This window comes from Gilliamella sp. ESL0441 (assembly GCF_019469185.1).
In the GTDB taxonomy this organism is placed as follows: Bacteria; Pseudomonadota; Gammaproteobacteria; order Enterobacterales; family Orbaceae; genus Gilliamella.
Window position 1 is genome coordinate 112,970 of the sequence record NZ_CP048264.1, and the last position, 24,970, is coordinate 137,939.

Here is a 24,970-nt window from a genome sequence, read left to right on the forward strand (position 1 = left end):
TTATATAAATTATTGGGTTTTTTGAAAGCGATTTAGAAGTGAAGTTAAACTAAAAATAGTCAATACGATAATGTGTTGTTAATATTCTCATCAGATTAGCTGATGAGAATAAAAAAACTTATTGAATTCCTTTAGGATTTTCCCCATATTGGTTGCTACCAGGTGTTGAATCTGTAGCTAAGTAGACTATATTCATGACAGGAACCAAAAGCCACCAACCTGGTTTGTCTGTATCGTGTAAACGGCGAACACCAGCTGATATACATGGCGCTAATAACGGTAACTCAACAATGAATACAATAAAGCTTAATGGAGCAAAGATAAAGCTTAGCAATGTTGAAACTATTGAAGCGACTACTATTATAATACACGATATTAAAATTATCATCCAATATTCTTGACGACGTGCACGTCCATTCAAATTAAAATAATTTTCTTTTGTAAAACAATTAATAAACCAATTCATCCTATTATCCTTAAAAATTTTATATTTAATATTAAAAAAACACCTTATTAAGGTGGGCGACTATTTTAATCAAAAAAATCATATAAAACAAATTTTGCATGAACTTTATTTTTTTTACATATTATTTTCTTTTTTTTATTTTATGAAGTTTAGCGATTTAAATTGAGTTTTCTCTTGCTTTTATCTATGTTAAAATCACCCCTCAGTGGTTATTTAAAGTGACCAAAATCTTTCAGCAAAATAACACTGAGGCCCCCCATGAAAATAGTTGAAGTTAAACACCCTCTTGTACGTCATAAAATCGGTTTAATGCGCGAACATGATATTAGTACTAAAGACTTTCGTGCGCTTGCCAGCGAAGTTGGTAGTTTATTAACTTATGAAGCCACGGCTGACTTACCTACTGAAAAAGTGACCATTGAAGGTTGGTGTGGACCTGTTCAAATTGAGCAAATCAAAGGTAAAAAAATAACTGTAGTACCAATCCTGCGTGCCGGTTTAGGTATGATGGATGGTGTGCTTGAGCATGTGCCTAGTGCTCGTATTAGCGTCGTTGGGTTTTATCGTAATGAAGAGACCCTTGAGCCAGTCCCTTATTTTCAAAAATTAACGTCGGACATTGCGGAACGAATGGCTTTGGTTGTTGACCCTATGCTAGCAACGGGTGGTTCAATGGTGGCGACGATTGATTTATTAAAACAAGCAGGGTGTAAAAATATTAAAGTATTAGTTTTAGTGGCTGCACCTGAAGGTATCAAAACATTAGAAAAAGCCCATCCAGATGTTGAACTCTATACAGCATCCATTGATGAACGGTTAAATGAACAAGGTTACATTTTACCAGGACTTGGCGATGCTGGAGATAAGATATTCGGCACTAAATAAAATTTCATTTTTTTAAACCGGCTTAGCCGGTTTTTTTATGCATAAAAAATGAGGTTAAAAGATTAAGTTGAAGTGGAGATGATCAACATGTCAAATAAAATAAATGATAAACAAAAATATAAAGCGTCACAGGAGAAAGTTGCTTGGCAAGATATTTTTACTGGTGCACAAATGCTCTTTGTTGCTTTTGGTGCGTTAGTGTTAGTGCCACTATTAACGGGTTTAAATCCTAATGTCGCATTGTTTACAGCGGGCATAGGAACGTTATTGTTTCAACTCACCACGAAAGGCAAAGTACCGGTATTTTTAGCTTCCTCATTTGCCTTTATTGCACCGATCTCATTTGGTGTAGCTCAATGGGGGATTCCTGCAACTCTGGGCGGATTGGTTGCAGCAGGATTTGTGTTTATGTTTTTTGCTTTATTAGTCAAACTAAATGGCAAACATGTTATCGATCGTATTTTACCGCCAGTGGTAACTGGCCCTATTATTATGGTCATTGGTTTATCTCTTGCACCTGTCGCAGTGGGTATGGCAATGGGTAAAGATAGTGGTCTTCAGGTTAAGGATTATCAATTAATTATGATTTCAATGGCCTCATTATTGACTACGCTGATTGTGGCAATTTGGGCAAAAGGATTTTTTAAACTTGTTCCAATTATTGCAGGTATTGTCGTTGGTTATGTGATGTCTTGGATAATGGGTATTGTCAACTTTCAACCGGTTATTGATGCACCATGGTTTAAGATACCGGATTTCACTTTTCCTGAATTTCATTGGCAAGCTATTTTATATATGATACCTATTGTTATTGCACCAACGATTGAGCACGTTGGTGATATTATGGCGATTAGTTCTGTTACTGGCAAAGATTATACTCGTGAACCGGGATTACAACGCACACTTTTGGGGGATGGATTAGCAACTTCGACCGCAGGCTTTTTTGGTGGCCCGCCTTGTATCACCTATGCCGAAGTGATTGGTGCCGTCACCTTAACACGAAACTTCAAAACTCGTGTAATGACATGGGCAGCAATTTGGGCGATTTTAATGTCATTTATTGGTAAAATTGGCGCATTTTTGAGTACTATCCCAACTGTTGTCATGGGCGGAATTATGGTGCTTTTATTTGGTTCGATTGCATCCGTTGGCATTAATATATTAATCAAACATAAAGTTGATCTTTCCGTTTCGCGCAATATGTGTATTGTTTCATTAGTGTTGGTGTTTGGTATCGGTGGGATGATTTTTGATTTTGGTTCTTACGCATTGCAAGGGATAAGTTTATGTGGCATTTTAGCTATTTTATTAAATTTAATCTTACCTTATCCGAGCAAAACAGTAAAAACTGATTAAGATTAATAGATATCACGGTTAACGAATTAATCGTTAACGGTGATAAATTAAACTAAAGAAAGGGCGCGATATTTTCATAAAATATGTCATTTATTTATCGATAAAAAGTGAGTAGACACTCACTTTTTTTAGTCTCTGGTTAATGACTAATGACATGTTATTCGTCGTTTTTCTTAGTGGATAAGAAACTTATCCTATATTTACATTGAATAAAGTTTAATTTTTAGTCCTGATTTTATCATGATGAATGACTATGTTGAGTCCCATTTCTGTGGTTGGTAAGCGATGACTTCTTTAATCTTTGTAGATTTTAAGAAAATATCATTATTTTCTGTATTTTATTTACACTGATTCAATTTAAAAAACGGTGAATTGTTGAAATACGCTTGAATAAGATGAACTTACATTTTTAGCTGCATGAAAAACATTATTCAGTTTGTATAGAAAAGTCAGTAATGGCTTACTTAATTATTAACCAATTGATAAACATGTAATATTTTACGAATTTTTGGTATGGTGGAAAGCTAAACTAGAATTATTTTTAGTTGTATAAAAGATATTTGCATTACAATAAAAAACTCACTTATTTGTTGAGATAAGTGAGTTTTCAATAGTAGAGTATCTTATTTTATTGGACGCATGGTTGGGAATAAAATGACATCACGAATAGTATGACTATTCGTAAATAACATCACCGTTCGGTCAATACCAATGCCTAATCCAGCTGTCGGCGGTAAGCCATGTTCTAAAGCCGTAATATAATCTTCATCATAGAACATTGCTTCATCATCACCGGCATCTTTTTGTGACACTTGATCAGCAAAACGTTGAGCTTGGTCTTCCGCATCATTAAGTTCTGAGAAGCCATTGCCAATTTCACGCCCACCAATAAAGAACTCAAATCGGTCTGTGACAAATGGATTTTCATCATTTCGACGAGCCAGTGGTGATACTTCAGCAGGATATTCGGTAATAAATGTCGGTTGAATCAGATTGGCTTCAGCAACCTCTTCAAAAATTTCAGTCACAACTCGACCAAGTCCCCAACCTTTTTCCACTTTGATACCTACTGCATTAGCAATAGCACATGCTTTATCAAAATCATCCAAATCAGCATTATTGGTTTCTGGACGATAATGACAAATAGCTTCACGCATTGTCATTTTAATAAATGGTTTACCAAAATCGAAGGTATGTTCACCATATTGAACAACGGTATTACCCGTTACAGCGATTGCCAGACGACGGAATAATGCTTCAGTTAGCACAATCAAATCTTTATAATCGGCATACGCCATATACATTTCCATCATGGTAAATTCTGGATTATGTCTTGGCGATACCCCCTCATTACGGAAGTTACGATTAATTTCAAAGACACGTTCAAAACCACCGACAACCAGACGTTTTAAGTAAAGTTCTGGTGCGATACGTAAGTACATATCTAAATCAAGGGCATTATGATGCGTAATAAATGGTTTTGCTGACGCCCCACCAGGAATAACTTGCATCATCGGAGTTTCAACTTCCATAAAGTGATTTTCAAGCATAAAATTGCGAATTTCAGTTACCACTTTTGAACGAGCGATAAATGTATTTCTCGACTCTTCATTTGTGATGAGATCCAAGTAGCGTTGACGATAACGCATTTCTTGATCTGCAAGCCCATGGAATTTATCCGGTAATGGACGAAGTGCTTTAGTTAATAAGCGAATTTCTTCACAGTGAATAGAAAGTTCGCCAGTTTTAGTTTTAAATAAATAACCTTTAGCACCGACAATATCCCCTAAATCCCATTTTTTAAATTGCTCGTTGTAGTAATTTTCGGGAAGATCATCACGCGTTACATAAAGTTGAATTTGCCCAGCAACGTCTTGTAAAGAGACAAAAGAAGCTTTACCCATTATACGGCGCATCATCATTCGACCGGCAACAGTGACAGTAATTTTATTCTCAATTAATTCTTCGTTGGTTTTATCGTCATACAATTTATGAAGATCACTTGAAATAGCATCACGACGAAAGTCATTTGGGAAAGCAATGCCTTGCTCGCGAATATTTGCTAGTTTTTCACGACGTATAGTTAGCTCGTTATTTAACTCTTCAATATGGTTTTGTTGCTCTTGCTGTGTTGACATAATTTTACCTTTTATTTATCACCAAGCAGTTTATAAACCTGCTTTTAAGCTTTCTTCAATAAATTGATCTAAATCACCGTCTAAAACGGCCTGAGTGTTGCGTGTTTCAACGCCGGTACGCAAATCTTTGATTCTTGAATCATCAAGCACATAAGAACGGATTTGACTACCCCAACCGATATCCGATTTGTTCTCTTCCATCTGTTGCTTTTCAGCATTTTTTTTCTGCATTTCAAGCTCATACAGTTTCGCTTTTAACTGTTTCATTGCTTGATCTTTATTACTATGCTGAGAACGATTATTTTGACACTGGGTAACAATTCCCGTTGGTATATGCGTAATTCGAACAGCAGATTCGGTTTTATTGACATGCTGTCCACCAGCACCTGATGCCCGATAGACATCAATACGAAGATCGGCAGGATTGATATCGATATCAATATTATCATCAATTTCTGGATAGACAAAAACAGAAGCAAATGATGTATGACGGCGATTACCCGAATCAAAAGGACTTTTTCGTACTAAACGGTGGACGCCTGTTTCGGTACGTAACCAACCGTAAGCATAGTCGCCCGATACTTTAATGGTCGCCGATTTAATTCCTGCAACATCGCCATCAGATACTTCCATGACTTCTGTTGTAAAGCCTTTAGATTCTGCCCAGCGTAAATACATTCGCAGTAACATTTCAGCCCAATCTTGTGCTTCAGTCCCCCCAGAACCTGACTGAATATCTAAATAACAATCTGCGCTATCGTAATCGCCTGAAAACATTCGACGAAACTCTAGCCCAGCCAGTTTTTTTTCTAACTGTTCAAGCTCTAGATTTGCTTCATCAAACGTATCTTGGTCGTCGGCTTCAATGGCAAGTTCAAGCAATCCTTCAACATCGTCAAGGCCTTGAGTTAAAGAATCTATTGTATTGATGATTTCATCAAGCGTTACCCGCTCTTTGCCTAACGCTTGTGCTTTTTCGGGATCTGCCCAGACTTTAGATTGTTCTAATTCAGCATTAACTTCTTCAAGTCGCTCTTTTTTTAAATCATAGTCAAAGATACCCCCGAATCACATCAGTGCGCTCGGTAAGTTCGGCTATTTTGGATTTTATCGGATTAATTTCAAACATGTATTATTTAGTTCGGTTTTGCGATTTTCAATTAATCGCCCATTGTAGCGGATTTAAGTATAATTTAGCAATTGCCAATTTGCAGATACGATGATTGGTAATTAATACCAATAAATAAAAATGACGCATTAAGCGTCATTGATAATTCAGTAACTATACTAAAAACAGTTATTTTTTTGCTTGAGCGTATAACTCAGCAACTTTATCCCAGTTAATTACATTCCAAAATGCACCAATATAATCAACACGACGATTTTGGTATTTTAAGTAATATGCGTGTTCCCAGACATCTAATGTTAAAATAGGCGTACCTGAAACACCTGAGAATTTTTCGCCCATGACAGGAGAATCTTGGTTTGCGGTTGAAACTACTTCAAGTTTACCATTTTGTAACACTAACCAAGCCCAACCAGAACCAAAACGAGTGGCTGCTGCGTTTGAAAATTTTTCTTTGAATGCGTCTACAGAACCGAAATCTTTTTCAATAGCTGCTTTAAGTTCACCTTTAAGCTCGGTACCAACTTTAAGTAATTCCCAAAATAGGGTGTGATTAACGTGACCACCCACATTGTTTTTGATACCTGTTAGTTTATCAGCTGGCACTTTATCTAAATTTTTAAGTAAAGTTTCAGGACATAATTCTTTAAGTTCTGCCGGTAAAGTCTCTAAAAGCGCATTTGCATTATTGACGTAAGTTTGGTGATGTTTGTCATGATGAAGATGCATCGTTTCCGAGTCAATATACGGTTCTAATGCGTCATAAGCATAAGGTAGAGGTGCAAGAGTGTAAGCCATGAAGATACTCCTTTCAAAAATTAGATATTCGTTATTGCTATATTTTACAGAGTATACGGTCAAATTGCTTATCTCACAATCTATTGTTTGAATAGTTCAGAACTATTTAACGATTGGATAATCAATAAATCAAATTGCCTAATTGACAAAGCCCTCCACCAATATCTTTCCCAATCTTACCATTATGCAAAGAAAGACCTTCTAAAAAACTTACGATTTTCCATCAGTTAATTTTACGTTTTAAGATTAAATACTCTTTATCTAATTTTAACCTCAATTTACTTCATTTTTCGGGGTTGTCTACTTTTAATATTTTGCATAATTTCGAACAACCAACCATGAACGATAATAGAATTTAATTTGTAGAAGCAGACAGATAGTGTTGACTCAGCTTATCCAAAAAAACAAAGAGTTTATAATTCATTTTACTATAATCATGTAGACGTAATTTTTCCTCTGTATCAACAAAACGATATTTAGCCGCTTGACTAAGGTCATTTTGCGAATGGGCAATCAACTTTTCAACTACCTCATGGGTTAACTCCATATGACATTGGAAACCATAAACCAATTTGCCATAAGCAATAATTTGCCGAGGACAGCCTTCACTATAAGCAATAATTTGCGCATTTTGCGTTAAACCTGGCATATCATTGTGCCAGTGACCTACTGCTAGCGTATCGCCGAAATGAGAAAAAAGCGGATTTTTTTTGCCTGCTTCCGTTAAGGTAATGGGGAATTTACCGATCTCTTTTTCAGGACTATGCTCGAAATGTGCACCAAGTGCTTCGCCAATTAATTGGGATCCAAGACAAACGCCAATCACGATTTTATTCGCTTTAATTGCTGATAAAATGAAGGTTTGCTCTGCTAATGAATCAAAATGGGCACACTCTTGTTTCGTTGTAGCAGGGGATTGTGGACCGCCCATAATAATAAGAAAATCAATATTATCTATCCTTTCAGGAAGTGGCTCGCCCAGATAAACTCTTGAATAGGTAACCGTATGAAGATGTAACTTAGCCCATTGTTCATAAGCACCTGGTGCTTCAAACTCTTCATGAAGAATAAAATGGATATGCATGGATAAAAATTTCCTTTCTTATTAATTTAACAATAACATTATAGATAAATTTTAAACATTTAAAGTGTTATCAAAAGTATTATGGGTAATAATTTTTTTAAAATATTATTAACCATTTTACTTTAAACACAATATTAAAATTTGAAAAGGAGTGTAATTGTCGGAAATAAAAAACCTGCTATAAGCAGGTTTTAATAATTCGGTAAGTTTGCTCCTCCAACTGGAGATAAATTTTTCATATAACAACTTGATTTTTTGTAAATTTATATATATTTTTTAGAAGATAACCCAAATGTGTACCCATTTAAATTATCAACGGGATAATAATATACTCCCACCGTCTTTTCAAGTCTCTATTTAACTAATTTCTATTTTTCAAGATTTCCGTATCAATCTAAGATTTTTGATTTAATCAACTCATGGGATAATAGTTTGGTATTACGAGTTATAAAAACAACATGATTTCTTTGCGTATCAAAGGCTATTTTATAATCAGGCAGATTATTATTTTTAATGATATATCATTTACAGATGGATTAACAAAACGCTCATCTTATGGTGATACACCCGTGCATGAAGTATTTCATTCTCTTGGATTATTTCATACTTTTTATGAAGCTAATTTTAATATACATTTTAGTCTTGAAAACCAAAGATTTATGTTTAAAATATATTCAACCTGTAATACAATGGACTATGTTTCAGAAAGGAATTTTCTTTATAGATGGCAGTGGGATATAATTCGCCAAAAAATTTAAAAAAAATCATGAAAAAGTTACTTATAACCTTAATTTTAATCATATCTATGACAGCTCCCGTCTACTCTCAATCCATGAAAGATTTTGACCTCTATACAAAAACGTTTGACTTAAAAACTTTCAAAGAAAAAATCAAAACCTCCAATAGAGATAGTTATATCTATTATTTAGATAATAATATTTGCGTTTATCAATATGACGAAGGAGATAATTTTATTAGAGAAATTATTGATCAAGAAGGAAGTCCTTATAGCGTTGTAAGAAGATATTATCCTAATGGAAAATTATTTACAACGGTTAGAAAATTTTACGACTTTAATATCGGAAATTTAGATGTTTATGATAAAAACGGTAATCGTGAAGAAGGTATTAATTATGACTATCTGTATTCTTTTACGGTAGACGATTTAATCCAAAAAATGAAATCCTTATACGGGATTGATTTAAACGTTATTACTGAAGGAATATCAGTAAGTAAAGCTCATACTACGGCAAAGAAAAATATTGAACCTTTGTATACCGTGTATTATCCCATAATTGAAAAAGATTCCATTATACGGGACGGAGCTATAGTTAAAGATCGAACCTTTTATATAGACGGCAGTAATGGAAAAGTAACGATAGAAGATTACGTTGAATTGAATAGTTATTTAGAAACAGAAGGAGAAAAAAAAGGTTTGTACATAACCGCTAGGTACTATGAATTCAACGAAAAATGGGGACCCAAAAAAATCACGGAAAAGAAATTATACATTAACAATAGGATGGGCTATATAACGGACATTGTGGAAGAAAAAAAGATTTTCGAATCATACAGCCAATAAGGAAGGTGACCAAATTTATGCAGTTTTTAAAATTATATATTAAAAAGTTACTTATAACCCTAATTTTAATCATATCTATGATACCCTCCAGTTACTCTCAATCTATCAAAGATTTTGACCTCTTAACAAAAACATTTGATATAAAAACATTTAAAGAAAAAGCGACTAATGGCGAAGATTATTTCTATTATTTAAATGATAATATTAGCGTTTATCAACACGTACAACCAGATCATTATATTAGAGAAGTAATTAGTCAAGAAAATAGTTCATATAATATTGAAAGAAGATATGATCCTAATGGAAAATTATTTACAACGGTTAAACAATTTTACGGCTTTAATATCGGAAATTTAGATGTTTATGATAAAAACGGTAATCGTGAAGAAGGTATTAATTATGACTATCTGTATTCTTTTACGGTAGAGGATTTGATACAAAAAATGAAATCCTTATACGGGATTGATTTAAGCGTTAGAACAGAAGGAATTTTTGTTGCCAAACATCTAACTTCTCCTAAGAAAGATATTAAACCTTTGTATACTGTGTATTATCCCATAATAGAAAAAGATTCCATTTATCGAGACGGCGCTATAGTTAAAGATCGAACCTTTTATATAGACGGCAGTAATGGAAAGGTAACGATAGAAGATTACGTTGAATTGAATAGTTATTTAGAAACAGAAGGAGAAAAAAAAGGTTTGTACGTAACCGCTCGGTATTATACATTTAATGAAAAATGGGGAACTATAAAAATCATAGAAAAAAAATTATACTGGTATGGCAGTAAAGTGATGGGACCGGAAATTTTGGAAGAAAAGAAGATTTTCGAATCATACAGCCAATAAGGAAGGTAACCAAATTTATGTAATAAAGCTATATAATAGAACAGTAATGTAAATGTAAAGAAGATTAAGAATTAATAATTTAAAATTATTTGCTTATGAAATCTAATGGATTCTTCTTAGACGAAAAGAACTTTTCCACAAATAAACCAACTAGTGAAATTCATGTAAAAGTTAATAAACCCGAAGGAAAAGTGCGTTTACATTCGGAAAATTCACTTCCTTTACACCCATTAAATGTAAGAGCATATCGAGTAGACCTACGGTTTTCAAATGAAAAGCAATCGTTGGGATATGAAGTAAAGGTAAAAACTAAGCCCCTTTCTAACCGAAGTGTTGCTATAAAATATAAAAAAAACTACTTCTTTACAGACGGCAAAACGCCTAACCGATTGATTGATCAGTTAGCTATTGAATGCACCCATATTTTATATCCTATAGGAATAACTGTTAATTATGATACGAACATAAAGCGAATTAACAATTTAGCAGAAATAAAACAGAAGTTCGAACAACAATTACCGACAATTCAAAGAAATTATAAAGGCAATAATTTTGCAAATTATATTCAAGAAATACAAAGATGTCTTGCAGATCCTAACTTATTTAATCAACGGCTACTGCATAAAGACCTCTTTTTAGCCCTTTATACTCATCCCCTTTATCAGTCATACCCTCAATCAAGAGAGCTGGAAAGTAACATAATGGTACATGTTCCTGATGTAAGTTATCCTTTAATGTTTACAGGTAAGTTGAAAATCGATGAAAATTATAACTGCATGAGAGGGTTTTATATCCATTTTCAAGGAAGTGCTACTTCACTATCGGGGCAAGTATACGAGCTTTATGTAGAATACAATATGGATTATATCGATTACACTATTAAAGATATTTTAGCGGAAGTGAAAACCGTTATCGAAGATAACAAAATAGTACTTTATAAAATGACTTGTTACCAGTTAAGAGAAGAAGAGTCTTCTTCAAAAGAAAAGCAATTACAACACGTTCACAACATTCAAAAACAGAAAGAAAAAGAACAAAAAGAGGAAGAAAACTATCAAAAATATATGAAAAGCCAACGGAGTTGGATTAGCAAGTTATTTAATCTATAAATCCAAATGCAAAATAAAAACTAAAACACAAAAATTTCAACTATGGGAATAAAATATTTAGTTCAAGGTGCTATATGTGCCTGTAAATATGGCAATAGTACCGATGAACTGTTGGTTAAAACACAAAATATACTTTATCTGAATGATAGTAACAGCTCGAAAAAATTAGCAGCTACTACAACCGATGTAGGCGCAACATTTAAAAAGAATTGTTTCGGAGGATGTGCAAAAAAACCGCACCGTGCGCCGTGTTCTGTGCAAGTAACTCAATGGAGTAGCGAAGAATCCACGCAAAAAATAGAAGGAGCCGGAAAACTGTTAACAGAACAATCCAAAGCAGGTTGTCCTTTGGGTGGACAAGATTGTATCAGTGTAGTACACCACGGTCAACAAGCCGAATTATCACAACAAAACCTTGAAAATACCCCGAAGGAAGTTCACGAGCAAATCAATCCCCTGACCTCATTAAAACTAACCCATAGAATACTAACGCTAAAAGCCAAATAAAATGTCTAAAGGTATTAATCGAATCATTATCTCTGATGAACATATAAGCAACGGACAAATTATAAAGTTTCCACAACTTTTGAATGGTTGTGAAGTATATGGTTTGATAGCTAATGGAAACTGGGTTACCTTATCCGTTGAAATGGATGAAAAAGTATTTTTAGATGTTGAAGATAAAGTAAAAAATAAGCAAATACACAGCGGTATTAAATGGGTATACGGAAAGGTATATAATTTACAGAAAGGAGGAATTAGTTGGCACGGATGGTATACAGATACCAACAGAAATAATAAAAAAGATGAAAACGAAGAATGGGTAAATAACAAACCCGTTGAACAGATATCGAAAATCGATTTACACAATGTTCAAGGCAACTATACGATACAAAAAACCATTCAGATAAAATTTGACAACAAACCGTACGATACGCCTGCCTTGTCATGGGTAGAACCTTTTTTAATTCATCCTGAATTACATTTCAGTAAAAAACCTAAAGGTATTTTTATTGTTCCGATTGCAGAACCAAAAATTTATCGAACGGATCTTCTAATAAATAATTCTCCTTTCGATAGAAAACTTCAAATACCTTTACCCAAAACAGAAAAAGAATCACAAGAAAACGAAAATGTAGTTTACTACGGAGAAAACCTCATCATTTCTGCCCATGTTTGTACTTTACTGATTCCTGAATCTGCTGAATTTACAGTTATAATTGATCAAAAAGTACAACATGGATCTAATAGCGGATTTTTAGGGGTTAAAATTGATAGTTACAAAACAATCTATGAGAAAAAAGTAAACGGATTAAAGCCCGAAAATGATAATTTTTGGAGTGAAGATCTTGATTATGAGCTAGTCTCATACCTCTCCCAATATTTTAAAAGAGCAGAACTTTTGATACCGTTAGCCATAGATAAAAAACCTGAAGATCAAAAAGAGAAAACTAAACGTACCTTCTTTGTTACTCTTAAACACATTTATCAAGCATATAGCGCAACTAATACAGATTTTAAAAAATTATATCCGATACAACAGGGGTATTTAACCATTGGTTATACCGATATGGAAAATTTGCTGGAGATACAAAATAAAGAAGTCGATGAATATGTGGAAAAGGCAGGGGATGTACTTTTGCAACCTAACGGAGAGCCTTGCCATTATACATGGATAAAAGCACATAAAGAAGACGAAGAGATAACCTTATTTGAAGAAAAAAAGGAAGGAATAAAATTAGATCCGATTGAAATTGGTCTGATAACAGGAGATGTAAATCCTTATCTGTTAACTTTAAGTACTAATCTAAAAACCGAAGAATGCAAAACACAACAACACACCAAAGGGGCAGACAGCGTATTTTATTTTCCTGCTAAACTATCTTCAGAAAAACAAGGCATTAAAATTCAAAAAATCGATTACAGTTCCGTTGATTTGCTTATCCCCTATAAATACATACGTGATCATAAAGCCTTAGGTATGGTTAATATTTTTCCTTTTAACTATTTTTGGTTAAACGAAAAAGATGTCCAAAAACATGTGGTAATGGTAGATACCTGCCGATACACCATACCCGTAAAAATTAATGTATACCCCGATATTGAATGGGAAATTGCATTTGTTTTAACAGCAGGATTACAGATCGAAGGCTCTATTACACGAGAAAGAAAAGTTTTGAACTGGTATCATCAAAAATTCGGTTTTAGATATATAAAAAGAGAGTTAAATATTGAGGTTACCGATTCAGCTAAACTTCAATATGATTTAGCAGTTTGTTACAGTATAAATGGAAAACCTCATAAATACGGGCTAAAAAGCATTGAAAAAATAATTGAAAATGCTAAATATGCCTACGATTCAGTTTCACTCAGTCTTAAAGATCTTAATCCTTCGACTGTTGAAAAAGGTTACAAGAACTACGGTTTAGAATCAGGAACATTAAGTAAAATAGATTTCAGCATAGACCCACCTAATATAGGTTTTGCCTTGCGTTGGCAATTTGATGAAAGCCAAAGCGGGCAAATGGCAACAGTTTATAAAGGAGGAATAGCTTTACAACCGTTAATCGGTATTGCGATAGGGATTGATTTAATCCCATTTATAGGCAAGATTCCTTATGTTGGAACGGTGTTCTTATGGATAAAATCCATAGTCGAAAAACTATCAGAATCAGAAATATATATTACTTTCGAAGCTTCAATGGAGGTAAATTGGGAAGGCAGTTGGTCATACAATACTATAGATGGTTTTGACAAAGCAGGTGAGCAAGAAGCTAAAATCGAAGTAGGTATAAAAATTAAGGTGGGTATAAAACCAAGAGGTACAGTAATTGCTACCTCAACTCAACCAGTAAAATTAAAATGGATGGTAGATGGAGAGGCTGGAACTTCCTTTGTTTTTACTCAAAAAATCGGCTATGATAGGCAAAAAAGCGCTCAATATAAAGAATCTTCTGTTATTTGGGGAGGGGCTAAAATAACGATTAAAATATACGAACTAGTATTAAGCAAATCATATAACTTATATAAAGAAAACACATTAACATTATTTGATGAAAGAGAAATTTATAATTCAGGAAAAGAATACATTGAAGCTACTTAAAAAACTTATTATTTGTATGTCAGTATTTTTAATGATCGGATGCAATCAAGCCCAACAGCCACAAAGTTCTAAAATCATCAGTGGAAAACCTTTTGATATTAGACACCTCGATTTTTCCGTCCCTATCGATACTCTTTTGTCTGAGTTTAAGGGTAAATACTACAAAGAACCTTTAGGAAAAATGACATCTCCTGATGATGATGAGATGATTGGTTATACTTATATTTTAGTTCGATTAGCTGATGAAGATTATTATTTCTACAAAAAAAATGTCAAATTAGATAGGATAATAATCATCACTGATTTGAACGGTACTATCTATTCTTATACAGGAGAAATAAAGGCACCTACGAAATGGGTTAAAAGTGCAATAGAAGATTTTCACGAAAAAAACAGCCAATATTTAGAAGATAATTTAATGAGTGAGAAAATGGAAAGAGAGTATCGAGAAAAATTTGATTTACACTATTACTGCTATCACTTACCCGATCGATACTTAAGTACGAGCATTCAAATTAACGATTTCGATGACCGAGATACTATGGTTGGCTGGATTAGGGGAGAAAATCCAATTGAACCAAAAAATGAATCACTTAAAGCTCAAACAGGAGCATATATGCGTAAAAATTAGTTTATAGTAAAACAGAGAAAAAAAATTAGAAAGGTGAATACATTGAAATTAATACCTAGAATCATCATTATACTACCGCTTATATTTATGGCAAATTGTAATCAAGCTCAAAATAATAATCACGAAATAAAAAACCAAAAGGTAATGAAAGAAAAAACACAGCAAAACATCCAAAATGTTTTAAACAATAATAAAATAAATATGCATTCTCCTTTTTATGAAATAGAAGTATCTACCCGTGGATGTGCTATTGATTTATTTGTTAACGATATTCTCGTCTTTACAAATTATGAAACTGGAAGCATGGCGGTAGATTGGCCGATTAATCAATGGATATTATCTAAAGAAGGAAAGCAGGCGGTAAAAGCTATAGTATATCCCTTTGATGGTCAAGAGTTTATTTCTACAAAAGCGGAAGTTGATCTAAAAGTATTTGTCAAAGATGTTTCTTTAGAAACCATGAAACGGCATGTTGTCTTAAGTTTCCCCCATATTACCTTTACTAATGATATTCAATTGCCAGTCTTTAAAACAGAAACTTTATATTTTCAAGCAGAAGTACCATACCATTTTGAGGGTTGGACAAATTCGGTTAGTTTAGAAAAAGAAGATAAAAACAAACTTCTTAAGGAATTAGATGAATGGTATAACGAATTTTATGACATATTTACCAAGCAAGATCGTTCAAAATATATTCAGCTAACAGAACAACGCTTAAAAGAAATCAATACTTCATTTTACTTATCTGATGAGGAAATAGAGGAATTAGACTATTTTAAAAATTTACCAAGAAATTTAAAAAAAGTACCTTTAGATGATTACGAACTCGTATTTTATGCAGATGGAAAATTGGTAGGTTTAAGAATACCTCATGAACTGTCGGGTTTTAAATTTCAATTAGATTTTAAAGAGCCGGAACAGAAGGGTAATTTTATTGAAATGGCTTTATTTCATCGAAAAAAAACAGATGCAAAATTATCAATCATAAGATGAAATCGAAGTTATTTATTCCGTTTCCATACACCCGAAGGATCTGACGAATTAGAGGTAATAAGATAGGTATTCATGAAAAAATTAATAAACGTGTTGTTATTAAGTTGTTTTCTGTTTTCTTGCGGACAAGCACAAAAAACAGATAAACAAATAATTCAAGAAACTATGCAAGCAATTGAAGTGCCAAAGCAGTACAAGCAAGAACCGTTCTATTATGTCGGAATTTACAGTGCTAATATTAAATGGGAACTATTTATTAATGATACACAAGCGTTTGATCATTATCAGGGTAAAATTACCAGTCCCATTGTCCCATTAAATTATAATATACTGGGCAGTGGTAAACAAAAAATAACCTTTCGCATTTATCCCCCGAATGGACAGGATGTTTTAGGCAAATATGCCTCTTTTAGAATGAGATTATTTTACAATAAAAATTTTAGAGATAAGGAAGATCCAGAAATCCCTATACTAAACTTCGAACTGCCTTATGAACAGACTAAAGATTTACCTTATTTTGAAAAATCGTTTGAATTTGAAGCGGAAGTGCCTTATCAAATAACAGGTTGGACAAAATCTAAAGATTTAACCAAAGTCCCCGATTTGGAACAAAAAGTAGTTAAAAAAATAGAGGAGTTGCGTACTATTTTAGAGAAAAATAATACAGAAGCTTACTTTCAAGCAATCATGCCCAGAGAGAAAGAAAAATTTATCTGTTTATATGCCACTCAACAAGAAATTGAAAATTATTTTCAAGAAAGCTCTTTAACCAATGGGGAGTTTTCAAAGATATTTGATGATATACAAATTTTACCGATTGAAGACTATCAGATAATAATTGAACCCAATAATAGGATTGTAAAATTAAGACAAAAAGACAAAGATGATTTTTCTGACGGAATTAAATTTAAAGCAATTTTTAAAGAAAATAATAAGGAGTCTAATGGAAGTTATTTATTTCGTTTCCATATACCCGAAGGATCTGACGAATTAGAGGTAATAAGATAGGTATTCATGAAAAAATTAATAAACGTGTTTTTACTTAGTAGTTTTCTGTTTTCTTGCGGACAAGCACAAAAAACAGATAAACAAATAATTCAAGAAACTATGCAAGCAATTGAAGTGCCAAAGCAGTACAAGCAAGAACCGTTCTATTATGTCGGAATTTACAGCGCTAATATTAAATGGGAACTATTTGTTAATGATGTACAAATGTTTGCCCATTATCAAGGTAAAATTACCAGTCCCATTGTCCCATTAAACTATCGAATATTGGGCAGTGGTAAACAAAAAATAACCTTTCGCATTTATCCCTCGAATGGACAGGCTGTTTTAGGCAAATATGCCTCTTTTAGAATGAGATTATTTTTCAATAAAAATTTTAGGGATAAGGAAGATCCTGAAATCCATATACTAAACTTCGAACTGCCTTATGAACAGACTAAAGATTTACCTTATTTTGAAAAATCGTTTGAATTTGAAGCGGAAGTGCCTTACCAAATGACAGGTTGGACAAAATCTAAAGATTTAACCAAAGTCCCCGATTTGGAACAAAAAGTAGTTAAAAAAATAGAAGAGTTGCGTACTATTTTAGAAAATAAGGATACAGAAGCTTACTTTCAAGCAGTCATGCCTAAATTGAAAGAAAAATTCATCTGTTTATATGCCACTCAAGAAGAAATTGAAAATTATTTTCAAGAATACTCTTTAACCAATGGGGAATATTCAAAGATATTTGATGATATACAAATTTTACCGATTACTGACTATCAGATAATACTTGAACCCAATAATCGGCTTGTAAAATTAAGACAAAAAAACGGTGATAGTTTTACAGACGGAATCAAATTTAAAGCAATTGTTAAAGAAGATAAAAAGGAGACTACTGGAAGTTATTTATTTCGTTTCCATATACCGGAAGGCTCTGACGAATTAGAGGTAATAAGATAGGGTAATAATGTAAAAATTATTTAACTAATTAATGATACTATTAAAACTAAAAACATAAAAATAAATTGCCATGAAAGATATATTTAGCCATACCTATTCTAAAGAAGTACAGATTATTATATTAAAATACATGAAAATTATTTCAACTTTAGATATAACTTACCTTGAGATTTATAGAGAAAATCCAGACAATATAGAATCATATTACAGTGAACTTAAACTTAAATTAGAAGAAAAGAAATTTTTTTACTGCATGGAAGAGATTAAATTTAATGAAGTTATTGTACTTCCTAAAGGGGGCTATCTGCATGAACTAGATAAAAATACATTTTCTCCAATAGAAGAACTAACCCCTGAGAAAATTACGGAACTTGCTTATGAATATTTTCGCCCCTACCAAATTTCAAATACATATTTTAATCTTAATTATTTTTTTGTTTATTTATAACTAATTATTGCTGTTACGTGTTAAAATGCGTGATTCAATCCATTCATCTATTTCGCTTTCAATCCATCCGACCGCTACAGATGTAAGCTTAACATTTTTTGGAAATCTGTTTTCTGCCATTTCTTTATAAATTGAAGCACGGCACATGCCTGTTTTATGTATAACGTCTGCCAATCTAATTATCCTTTTGTTCATTTTTTCCTTCATTTAATAATTGTTTAACTATGCAATGTAATACGTGAAAGAATGTATTAATTAAGCAGTAAGATTCATTGAGTAAGAAATTTTGCTCATATTGCTTGTGTTGCTATAGTTTGAAGTAAAGTTAACTGTAGGTTTAGAGTTGGTAGATTTTTGTTTATTAAACTGTAAGACTTTACCTATTTTAGCAAATCGCACAAACTCAGCCCAACAATTTAACATTTCGGTTCTTTGCTCAAGATATAGCGACCTGTTATACGCCCTACGAACTGTATTTTTATCAATATGTGAAAGTGCTATTTCGATGATTTCCTTATCAAAATTTTGTTCATTTAAATACGTTGATGCAACGGATCGTAAGCCATGAGCAACCAATTTTCCACCATATCCCATACGTTTAATAGCACCATTGGCTGTTTGAGAATTCATATGATTATTAAGGTGCTTTTTAACCTGTGAAGTAAAAACATATTTTCTGCTACCATTAATTTTTTTCATCTCCAACAATATATCTATTGCTCGTTGACTAAGAGGTACAAGGTGTTCTCGGTTTTTTTTAATTTTTTCTTTTGGAACTGTCCAAATACGTTTATCAAAGTCAATTTCGTCCCATTCCACTTGTACGGCTTCAATAGGACGAGCTAGGGTGAGTAGTTGAAACTCAATCAGCAATTTAGTATAGGGTTTGATGTGTGCTTTTGAAAGTGCTTTCATAAACTCAGGTAATTCTTCAGGACGAATAGATAACATATGATTTGCTTGATGTGATTCGAAAATCATATGTACTTTATTTAATTTATTTGTATCTATATATCCAACATTTATGGAATAGTCCATTATTTCATTAATCCGTTGGATTATTCTGTATAACGTTTCTAATTTATTTTCCTGCTCCAACGGTTTTAACAGCTCAATAACCATGCTAGGCGTGATCTCTTGAATCGGTACATTTCCAATAAACGGGACAATATGCTTTTCTAAGGATTGCCGTTTTTTCAATAATGTTCTTGGTTTAAGTTTTTTACAGTAACTGCTGTTATACCACTCGTTCATCACATATTTAAAAGTGGTGCGTTGTTTATCCAGTTGTTTTTGTTGCTCCGAATTTCTATAAGTTTGCGGATCTATTTTTTGCTTAAGAAGTTTGATATATTCATCTCTCTCGGAACGTGCTTCATCTAAACTTACCAATGGATAGTTACCTAGTGTCATTGAAGTTTCACGATTTGTGATTGGGGATGTATATTTAAAAGCCCATTTTTTAATGTTGTTTTTGCAAACAATAAGAACTAAACCATTTCCGTCTCTTAAATACAAGTTTTTATCATTTGCTCGACTATTTTTAATTTGATTATCAGTTAATCTTTTAATTATTTTTGGCATAGAATTCTTTTCCTTGAGGAAAAAATGAGCATTTTTGCTAACCCTCATTTGAACCCGAAAAAATATTAAATTGATAGAGAAATTGATAGATGTATATGGATAAGAGGTATACTAAAAAAAATATAAGATATTGATTTATAATCAAATAGAGACGTATAGATACGAGATGAAATGTAAAGTTGGCTCCTCCAACTGGACTTGAACCAGTGACATACGGATTAACAGTCCGCCGTTCTACCGACTGAACTATGGAGGAACCGAAATGTAGCGCGCATATTATAGATTAAATGGCGCTATGTCAATAGTTAAATTGTATTAAATGCTTTTTCGATTTAATAACCTCCCTTTATTTTATTCAAGAGTTAGGATTGTCTTGAATAATTCCGTTTGCCTTAAGAGTTGTTGAGGATGAGATCCAAGCTGTTGTTCTGGGATCTTTTCTTTTAACGAATGATAATAATCGATCCAATAAGGTAAAACTTGATGGGTCGTTAAATCTCTAAAATTCATCGGATATAAAGCAAAATAACTCTCATTGTGTTCGTTTCGAAAAGCGTAGGTAATGAGTTCACTGCAATAAAGTCCAGCTGTATTTGGACGAAAGCTAGAGTTGTAAGGTAGACCAATACATGTTTTTGCTCGCTTAATGGCATTTTCAATCAACCCTAAATTATCAATTCGACCAATGATATTAAATTGTGCTGCATCGATAAAATGCGTCAGCGTTTGGTCAATGACCCCGTGTTTGGGTGTTGCCTCAATAACGATATTATTTCCAATATATAAACCTACATGATTGATATTATTGGTTAAGTCATCCACGTTACTTGTTGCACCTGAACAGGTGACCGCATCATTAAAGTCATTAACCTCGTTCAGACACTGGAAAATAATATCGCCTTTTTTTAAATCAGTGATTTTTAGCACGGTAACGCCATAAAAGGAACATGACTGAAGTTGCTATGATAAACTTAAGTGCATCAACTCCTGCAAAAGGGAGATATCCGAGTTTTATTGCCTCAATGAGGCTAATATGTAAATAACCAGCTAAATAAAGAACGCCAAATACAAAGATTAATTGATGTGCACAACCAAAAGTAATTAAACCGATAATAAAGTGGCGATCATAACCTTTTTCAGCTGCAAAACCTGCTAAATAAGCACTAAATAGATATCCATATAAGTATCCAGCAGAAGGCGATGTTAGTGCTATAAAACCAGCGCTACCATTAGCAAATAAAGGTAAACCTATAGCGCCTAAAAATAGGTATTGAATTATTGTTATAGTACCTAATTTACGTCCTAAACAAGCTCCGATAAGTAGTACTACTAAGGATTGCAAAGTAAAGGGCACGGGATAAGTTGGAATACTGATATTAGCTGCAAGTCCTAAAAGTAATGCCGCGCAGGTTGTTACTGACAGTTTACGTTGCCAAGATGATAAGTTAAATAGTGTTGAAATATATGTTGGATAATACGATATAACTTGTTGTTTCATAATTATGCTCTCTTTTTTGAATCTCATGACCGATAGCTTGATAAGCAATAATAACGAAACAATTTAAGTTGTAAACTATTTTTTAGTTAAATGGTTTACTTATTATGTTTTTTGGTGAGCAAAGGATATCATCACACTATATTGCAAAAAGTGTGATGAAAGATATTCGATTAAGCTAAAAAGGGATTATTGATACGCTCATGACCAAAGCTAGACATAGGGCCATGTCCAGGAACAAAAATGAAATCATCACCAAGTGGTAATAATTTATGTTTAATTGAAGAAATCAAATCGGCATGATTGCCTCTCGGAAAATCTGTTCTTCCTATACTACCGTTAAATAACACATCACCAACAAAAGCGATTTTATCAGAATGATTAATAAAAACGATATGACCGGGTGTATGACCTGGGCAATACAGTACATCGAGTGAAATATTGCCGACTTTGATTTTATCTCCTTCTTTTAACCAATGATCCGGTAAAAAGGGTTCAATATAAGGAAAACCAAATTGAATACATTGCTGAGGTAATCCACTAAATAAAAATTCATCTTCTTGATTTGAGCCGATGATTTTTACATCATAATGTTTTGCTAATTCTACAGCCGCGCCAACGTGATCCAAATGTCCATGCGTTAATAGGATTTGTTTAATATTCACGCCCAGTTTTTCCACGGCTTTTTTGAGTAATTCGGGTTCACCACCTGGATCGATAAAGGCTGCTTCTTTTGTTTCATCACACCAAATAATGCTACAATTTTCCTGAAAAGCAGTAACCGGAATGATTTGGTATTGAAACATATTGTTATCTCCTTGTTTCTTGATGATGAGCGGTTAAGTTTTGCCCATCTTGTTTTTTTAAAGCTGCAAACACAATGCTAGAAAGTATTGTGATAATTCCTAATATCATAAAAGTAATTTGGAAAGACTTAATGGTAGCGGTTTCCTCACCGACTAACCTAACAAGCACAGCACCTAAGGCGATACCGAAGCTAATAGCAAGTTGTTGGTTTACCGCCATTAAACTATTCCCACTACTGGTTGTTTCACCTTGTAAATCAGCTAAAGTGATACTGTTCATTGCCGTAAATTGTAATGAATTGGTACAACCAATGCAAAAAAGTAATAGACACATCAGGATGATCGGGGTGGATAAACTTAATTGTGACATTAATAAAATGAACGTTCCAGCCAATATAGTATTGCCAATCAAGACGTTTCGATACCCTAATTTAGCTAAAATTGTAGGAATAAACGATTTAATTGCCATTGAAGCTAACGCCATAGGAATTAATATCATTCCTGCTTCAATTGCTGAATAACCAAAGCCAACTTGTAATAGTAATGGAATTAAAAAAGGAACCCCTGAAATACCTAATCGACTTATCAAATTACCGATAATACCGATTTTAAAAGTGCGAATACTAAATAAAGATAATGGGAATAGAGGGGTAGTTGCTTTTTGAGCGTAGAATCGGTAACCAAACAGAAAGATTAAACTTATTATTGCCAAAAATAGTGAAATATAACTACTTTGTCCCTCACTTAGCAGCTCCAAACTTAACGTGGCACTAATAAATGTTATGGCAATAATAACAAAGCCCCAAAAATCAAAATAGATGCGTTCACCTTTAAGGTTTGGCATATATTTCCAAGCAATAATGATCCCGGCAATACCAACAGGGATATTGATTAAAAATACCCAATGCCAACTGATCATCTCAGCTAAATATCCGCCAAGAACAGGGCCAATTACAGGGCCTACCAGTCCTAAAATGGATGAGGTATTTAGCGCTGATAAAAATTCATTACGCCGATAAGATTTAATTAAAACTAATCTGGAAACGGGTACCATCATTGAACCGCCAATACCTTGTATAACCCTCGAAATATCCATAAAAATAAGAGTATTTGATAGGGCACAAGACAGCGAGCCCGCTGTAAAAAGAAACACGGCGGTCACAAAAACATTTTTTGTTCCAAAGCGATCGGACAATAAACCACTAATCGGAATAAACAATGCTAAAGTTAATGCATAACAGATTACCGCAGATTGCATATTTAAGGGGGATTCATGAAGATCTTTAGCAATCGAGGGGAGTGCCGTATTTAAAATTGATGTATCGAGTGATTGCATTAAAAATGCGACTGCCGCAATCCACGGCAACATTCGATATACCATAGGGGATAATTGAATATCATTGCTCATTATAGTAATTACCTATTATTGTTGCGATGATAGTTTTAAGGCTATCAATAAGATGATAGAAGACAATTTATCTCATATTACCTCGAAACGACTTTGTCGTCGATGAAATAAACCAGAAAGCATAATTTATTTAAGTTTTCTTTACAGTGAATTGGTGATACTCGTCTGTTTGGATTTGATTGGTCTATCTCATCAATAATTGGCAAGTAATAGATAACGATTACGCATTGTATAATATTCATAATGAAATTACGCCGGTAAGAGACACAATCGCAAAGTCTAAAAAACGATTTTAAGCAGTCAAAAAAACCGGCCTTGTATCGCTAATGTTTGACGGTGATAATCCACATATAATTATAAAGCTATTTATAATCAATGCTTCAATGCTTTTTGATTGATTCGACTAAATAGCGTTAAGGTATTCGATAAGATTGTACGAAGTATTTCTGGTTGAGGTTCTTTGCGTAACTGACTTAAAACATGAAATATTTCAATGAGATATTCTGGACGGTTAATTTGACCTTGTCGACCACTTAATGGCATATCGGGGGCGTCGGTTTCAAGTACAAGACTTTCTAAAGGCAGTTGGGCAACGGTTTGGCGAGTTTTATTAGCGCGTGCGTAACTTATCACTCCCCCGACACCAATATAATAACCGAGTTTCACAAATTGCATCGCTTGTTGATAACTGCCTGAAAATCCATGTATGACACCCCGACAAGGTAAATTTGCTTGATGAAGTTCGTGATACATAATGTCATGCGTTTTACGTGAATGAATCAAAACGGGTAAATCATATTTTTTAGCCAAGGTAAGCTGTGAACGAAAATAAAATAGTTGTTGTTGCCAATCAACGGTAAGATTGTATTTATCCAGACCAATTTCGCCCATTGCTACTAATTTTTTGGGGTTTTTATTAATAATATCGGATAATTTTTCTAAATCTGATTCTGTGTGTTGATAAATGGGATGTAAACCAAGCGCTGCATAAACTTCATTATATTGTTCGGCAAGGTGTAATATTGTATGAAAATGATTCGCAGAGACAGCTGGCACAATGAGCGCATCAATTTTTGCTTGCTGTATTTTGTCGATAGAATTAGTGATATCTGCGGTAAAAATGGGAAAATCAAAATGACAATGTGTATCAATAAACATAA

The 24,970-nt window shown here is 33.4% G+C and carries 24 protein-coding genes and 1 tRNA gene; 12 read left to right on the forward strand and 13 right to left on the reverse strand.

What is annotated here, in order from left to right; all coding sequences use genetic code 11:
• Positions 1-118: 118 nt before the first annotated feature.
• A complete protein-coding gene (locus GYM75_RS00515; protein ID WP_220216280.1) occupies positions 119-466 on the reverse strand; it encodes a DUF805 domain-containing protein in 348 nt (115 codons plus the stop codon).
• A gap of 258 nt (positions 467-724) precedes the next feature.
• Here GYM75_RS00515 and upp point away from each other — a divergent pair, with 258 nt between their 5' ends.
• Both upp and GYM75_RS00525 read left to right on the forward strand, forming a co-directional pair.
• Complete coding sequence (upp, locus tag GYM75_RS00520) at positions 725-1,351, forward strand: uracil phosphoribosyltransferase (protein WP_065558519.1); 627 nt, start codon at positions 725-727, stop codon at positions 1,349-1,351.
• A gap of 87 nt (positions 1,352-1,438) precedes the next feature.
• Positions 1,439-2,707, forward strand: coding sequence for a uracil-xanthine permease family protein (locus tag GYM75_RS00525; protein ID WP_220216281.1), 1,269 nt, complete (start codon positions 1,439-1,441; stop codon positions 2,705-2,707).
• Positions 2,708-3,330: 623 nt separating this feature from the next.
• Here GYM75_RS00525 and lysS read toward each other — a convergent pair.
• The 4 genes from lysS to GYM75_RS00550 all read right to left on the reverse strand — a co-directional run bounded on the left by lysS (position 3,331) and on the right by GYM75_RS00550 (position 7,853).
• On the reverse strand, positions 3,331-4,845 hold the full coding sequence (lysS, locus tag GYM75_RS00530) for a lysine--tRNA ligase (RefSeq protein WP_294826263.1): 1,515 nt from the start codon (positions 4,843-4,845) through the stop codon (positions 3,331-3,333).
• Positions 4,846-4,875: 30 nt separating this feature from the next.
• A protein-coding gene (prfB, locus tag GYM75_RS00535) for a peptide chain release factor 2 (RefSeq protein ID WP_370632133.1) occupies positions 4,876-5,974 on the reverse strand; the annotation gives its coding sequence in 2 pieces (ribosomal slippage) (positions 4,876-5,898 and positions 5,900-5,974; 1,098 coding nt in all).
• 168 nt (positions 5,975-6,142) lie between these two features.
• Complete coding sequence (locus GYM75_RS00540) at positions 6,143-6,769, reverse strand: Fe-Mn family superoxide dismutase (protein WP_220216282.1); 627 nt, start codon at positions 6,767-6,769, stop codon at positions 6,143-6,145.
• Positions 6,770-7,124: 355 nt separating this feature from the next.
• The gene (locus GYM75_RS00550; protein ID WP_220216283.1) at positions 7,125-7,853 is read right to left on the reverse strand and encodes a type 1 glutamine amidotransferase; all 729 of its coding nucleotides are present in this window, start codon (positions 7,851-7,853) and stop codon (positions 7,125-7,127) included.
• Positions 7,854-8,577: 724 nt separating this feature from the next.
• On the opposite strand from GYM75_RS00550, the gene GYM75_RS00555 reads away from it, so the two are divergent.
• From GYM75_RS00555 to GYM75_RS00600, 10 genes are all read left to right on the forward strand, one after another.
• Positions 8,578-9,435 carry a hypothetical protein gene (locus GYM75_RS00555; protein WP_220216284.1) on the forward strand — a complete coding sequence of 286 codons (858 nt, stop codon included), beginning with the start codon at positions 8,578-8,580 and terminating at the stop codon, positions 9,433-9,435.
• 17 nt (positions 9,436-9,452) lie between these two features.
• Positions 9,453-10,283: a hypothetical protein gene (locus GYM75_RS00560; RefSeq protein ID WP_220216285.1), complete on the forward strand. Its 831-nt coding sequence runs from the start codon at positions 9,453-9,455 to the stop codon at positions 10,281-10,283.
• A 95-nt stretch (positions 10,284-10,378) separates the two neighbouring features.
• A complete protein-coding gene (locus tag GYM75_RS00565) occupies positions 10,379-11,392 on the forward strand; it encodes a hypothetical protein (RefSeq protein WP_220216286.1) in 1,014 nt (337 codons plus the stop codon).
• 42 nt (positions 11,393-11,434) lie between these two features.
• On the forward strand, positions 11,435-11,899 hold the full coding sequence (locus GYM75_RS00570; RefSeq protein WP_220216287.1) for a PAAR-like protein: 465 nt from the start codon (positions 11,435-11,437) through the stop codon (positions 11,897-11,899).
• Position 11,900: 1 nt separating this feature from the next.
• Positions 11,901-14,495 carry a hypothetical protein gene (locus GYM75_RS00575; RefSeq protein WP_220216288.1) on the forward strand — a complete coding sequence of 865 codons (2,595 nt, stop codon included), beginning with the start codon at positions 11,901-11,903 and terminating at the stop codon, positions 14,493-14,495.
• A 31-nt stretch (positions 14,496-14,526) separates the two neighbouring features.
• Complete coding sequence (locus tag GYM75_RS00580) at positions 14,527-15,126, forward strand: hypothetical protein (RefSeq protein ID WP_220216289.1); 600 nt, start codon at positions 14,527-14,529, stop codon at positions 15,124-15,126.
• Between the two features lie 42 nt (positions 15,127-15,168).
• On the forward strand, positions 15,169-16,119 hold the full coding sequence (locus GYM75_RS00585) for a hypothetical protein (protein ID WP_220215838.1): 951 nt from the start codon (positions 15,169-15,171) through the stop codon (positions 16,117-16,119).
• A gap of 72 nt (positions 16,120-16,191) precedes the next feature.
• Positions 16,192-17,127, forward strand: coding sequence for a hypothetical protein (locus GYM75_RS00590; RefSeq protein WP_220216290.1), 936 nt, complete (start codon positions 16,192-16,194; stop codon positions 17,125-17,127).
• A 6-nt stretch (positions 17,128-17,133) separates the two neighbouring features.
• Complete coding sequence (locus GYM75_RS00595) at positions 17,134-18,069, forward strand: hypothetical protein (protein WP_220216291.1); 936 nt, start codon at positions 17,134-17,136, stop codon at positions 18,067-18,069.
• A gap of 70 nt (positions 18,070-18,139) precedes the next feature.
• Positions 18,140-18,517, forward strand: a complete 378-nt coding sequence (locus tag GYM75_RS00600) for a hypothetical protein (protein ID WP_220216292.1) — start codon at positions 18,140-18,142, stop codon at positions 18,515-18,517.
• Here the strand turns inward: GYM75_RS00600 and GYM75_RS00605 are convergent, their stop codons facing one another.
• The 8 genes from GYM75_RS00605 to GYM75_RS00640 all read right to left on the reverse strand — a co-directional run bounded on the left by GYM75_RS00605 (position 18,518) and on the right by GYM75_RS00640 (position 24,968).
• A complete protein-coding gene (locus tag GYM75_RS00605; RefSeq protein ID WP_255556795.1) occupies positions 18,518-18,712 on the reverse strand; it encodes an AlpA family transcriptional regulator in 195 nt (64 codons plus the stop codon).
• A 60-nt stretch (positions 18,713-18,772) separates the two neighbouring features.
• Positions 18,773-20,101, reverse strand: coding sequence for a tyrosine-type recombinase/integrase (locus tag GYM75_RS00610; protein WP_220216294.1), 1,329 nt, complete (start codon positions 20,099-20,101; stop codon positions 18,773-18,775).
• A gap of 180 nt (positions 20,102-20,281) precedes the next feature.
• A tRNA-Asn gene (locus GYM75_RS00615) sits at positions 20,282-20,357 on the reverse strand.
• Positions 20,358-20,452: 95 nt separating this feature from the next.
• Entirely contained in the window at positions 20,453-21,028 is a 576-nt protein-coding gene (locus GYM75_RS00620; protein ID WP_220216295.1) for a YiiX/YebB-like N1pC/P60 family cysteine hydrolase, read from the reverse strand.
• Entirely contained in the window at positions 21,012-21,599 is a 588-nt protein-coding gene (locus GYM75_RS00625) for a biotin transporter BioY (protein ID WP_220216296.1), read from the reverse strand. Before GYM75_RS00625 ends, GYM75_RS00620 begins: the two co-directional genes overlap by 17 nt.
• A gap of 170 nt (positions 21,600-21,769) precedes the next feature.
• Positions 21,770-22,402 (reverse strand): MBL fold metallo-hydrolase, encoded by a 633-nt coding sequence (locus GYM75_RS00630; RefSeq protein ID WP_220216297.1) that lies wholly within the window; start codon positions 22,400-22,402, stop codon positions 21,770-21,772.
• A 4-nt stretch (positions 22,403-22,406) separates the two neighbouring features.
• Entirely contained in the window at positions 22,407-23,810 is a 1,404-nt protein-coding gene (locus GYM75_RS00635) for an MFS transporter (RefSeq protein WP_065558527.1), read from the reverse strand.
• A gap of 372 nt (positions 23,811-24,182) precedes the next feature.
• Positions 24,183-24,968 carry a TatD family hydrolase gene (locus tag GYM75_RS00640; protein ID WP_220216298.1) on the reverse strand — a complete coding sequence of 262 codons (786 nt, stop codon included), beginning with the start codon at positions 24,966-24,968 and terminating at the stop codon, positions 24,183-24,185.
• Between the last annotated feature and the right edge of the window lie 2 nt (positions 24,969-24,970).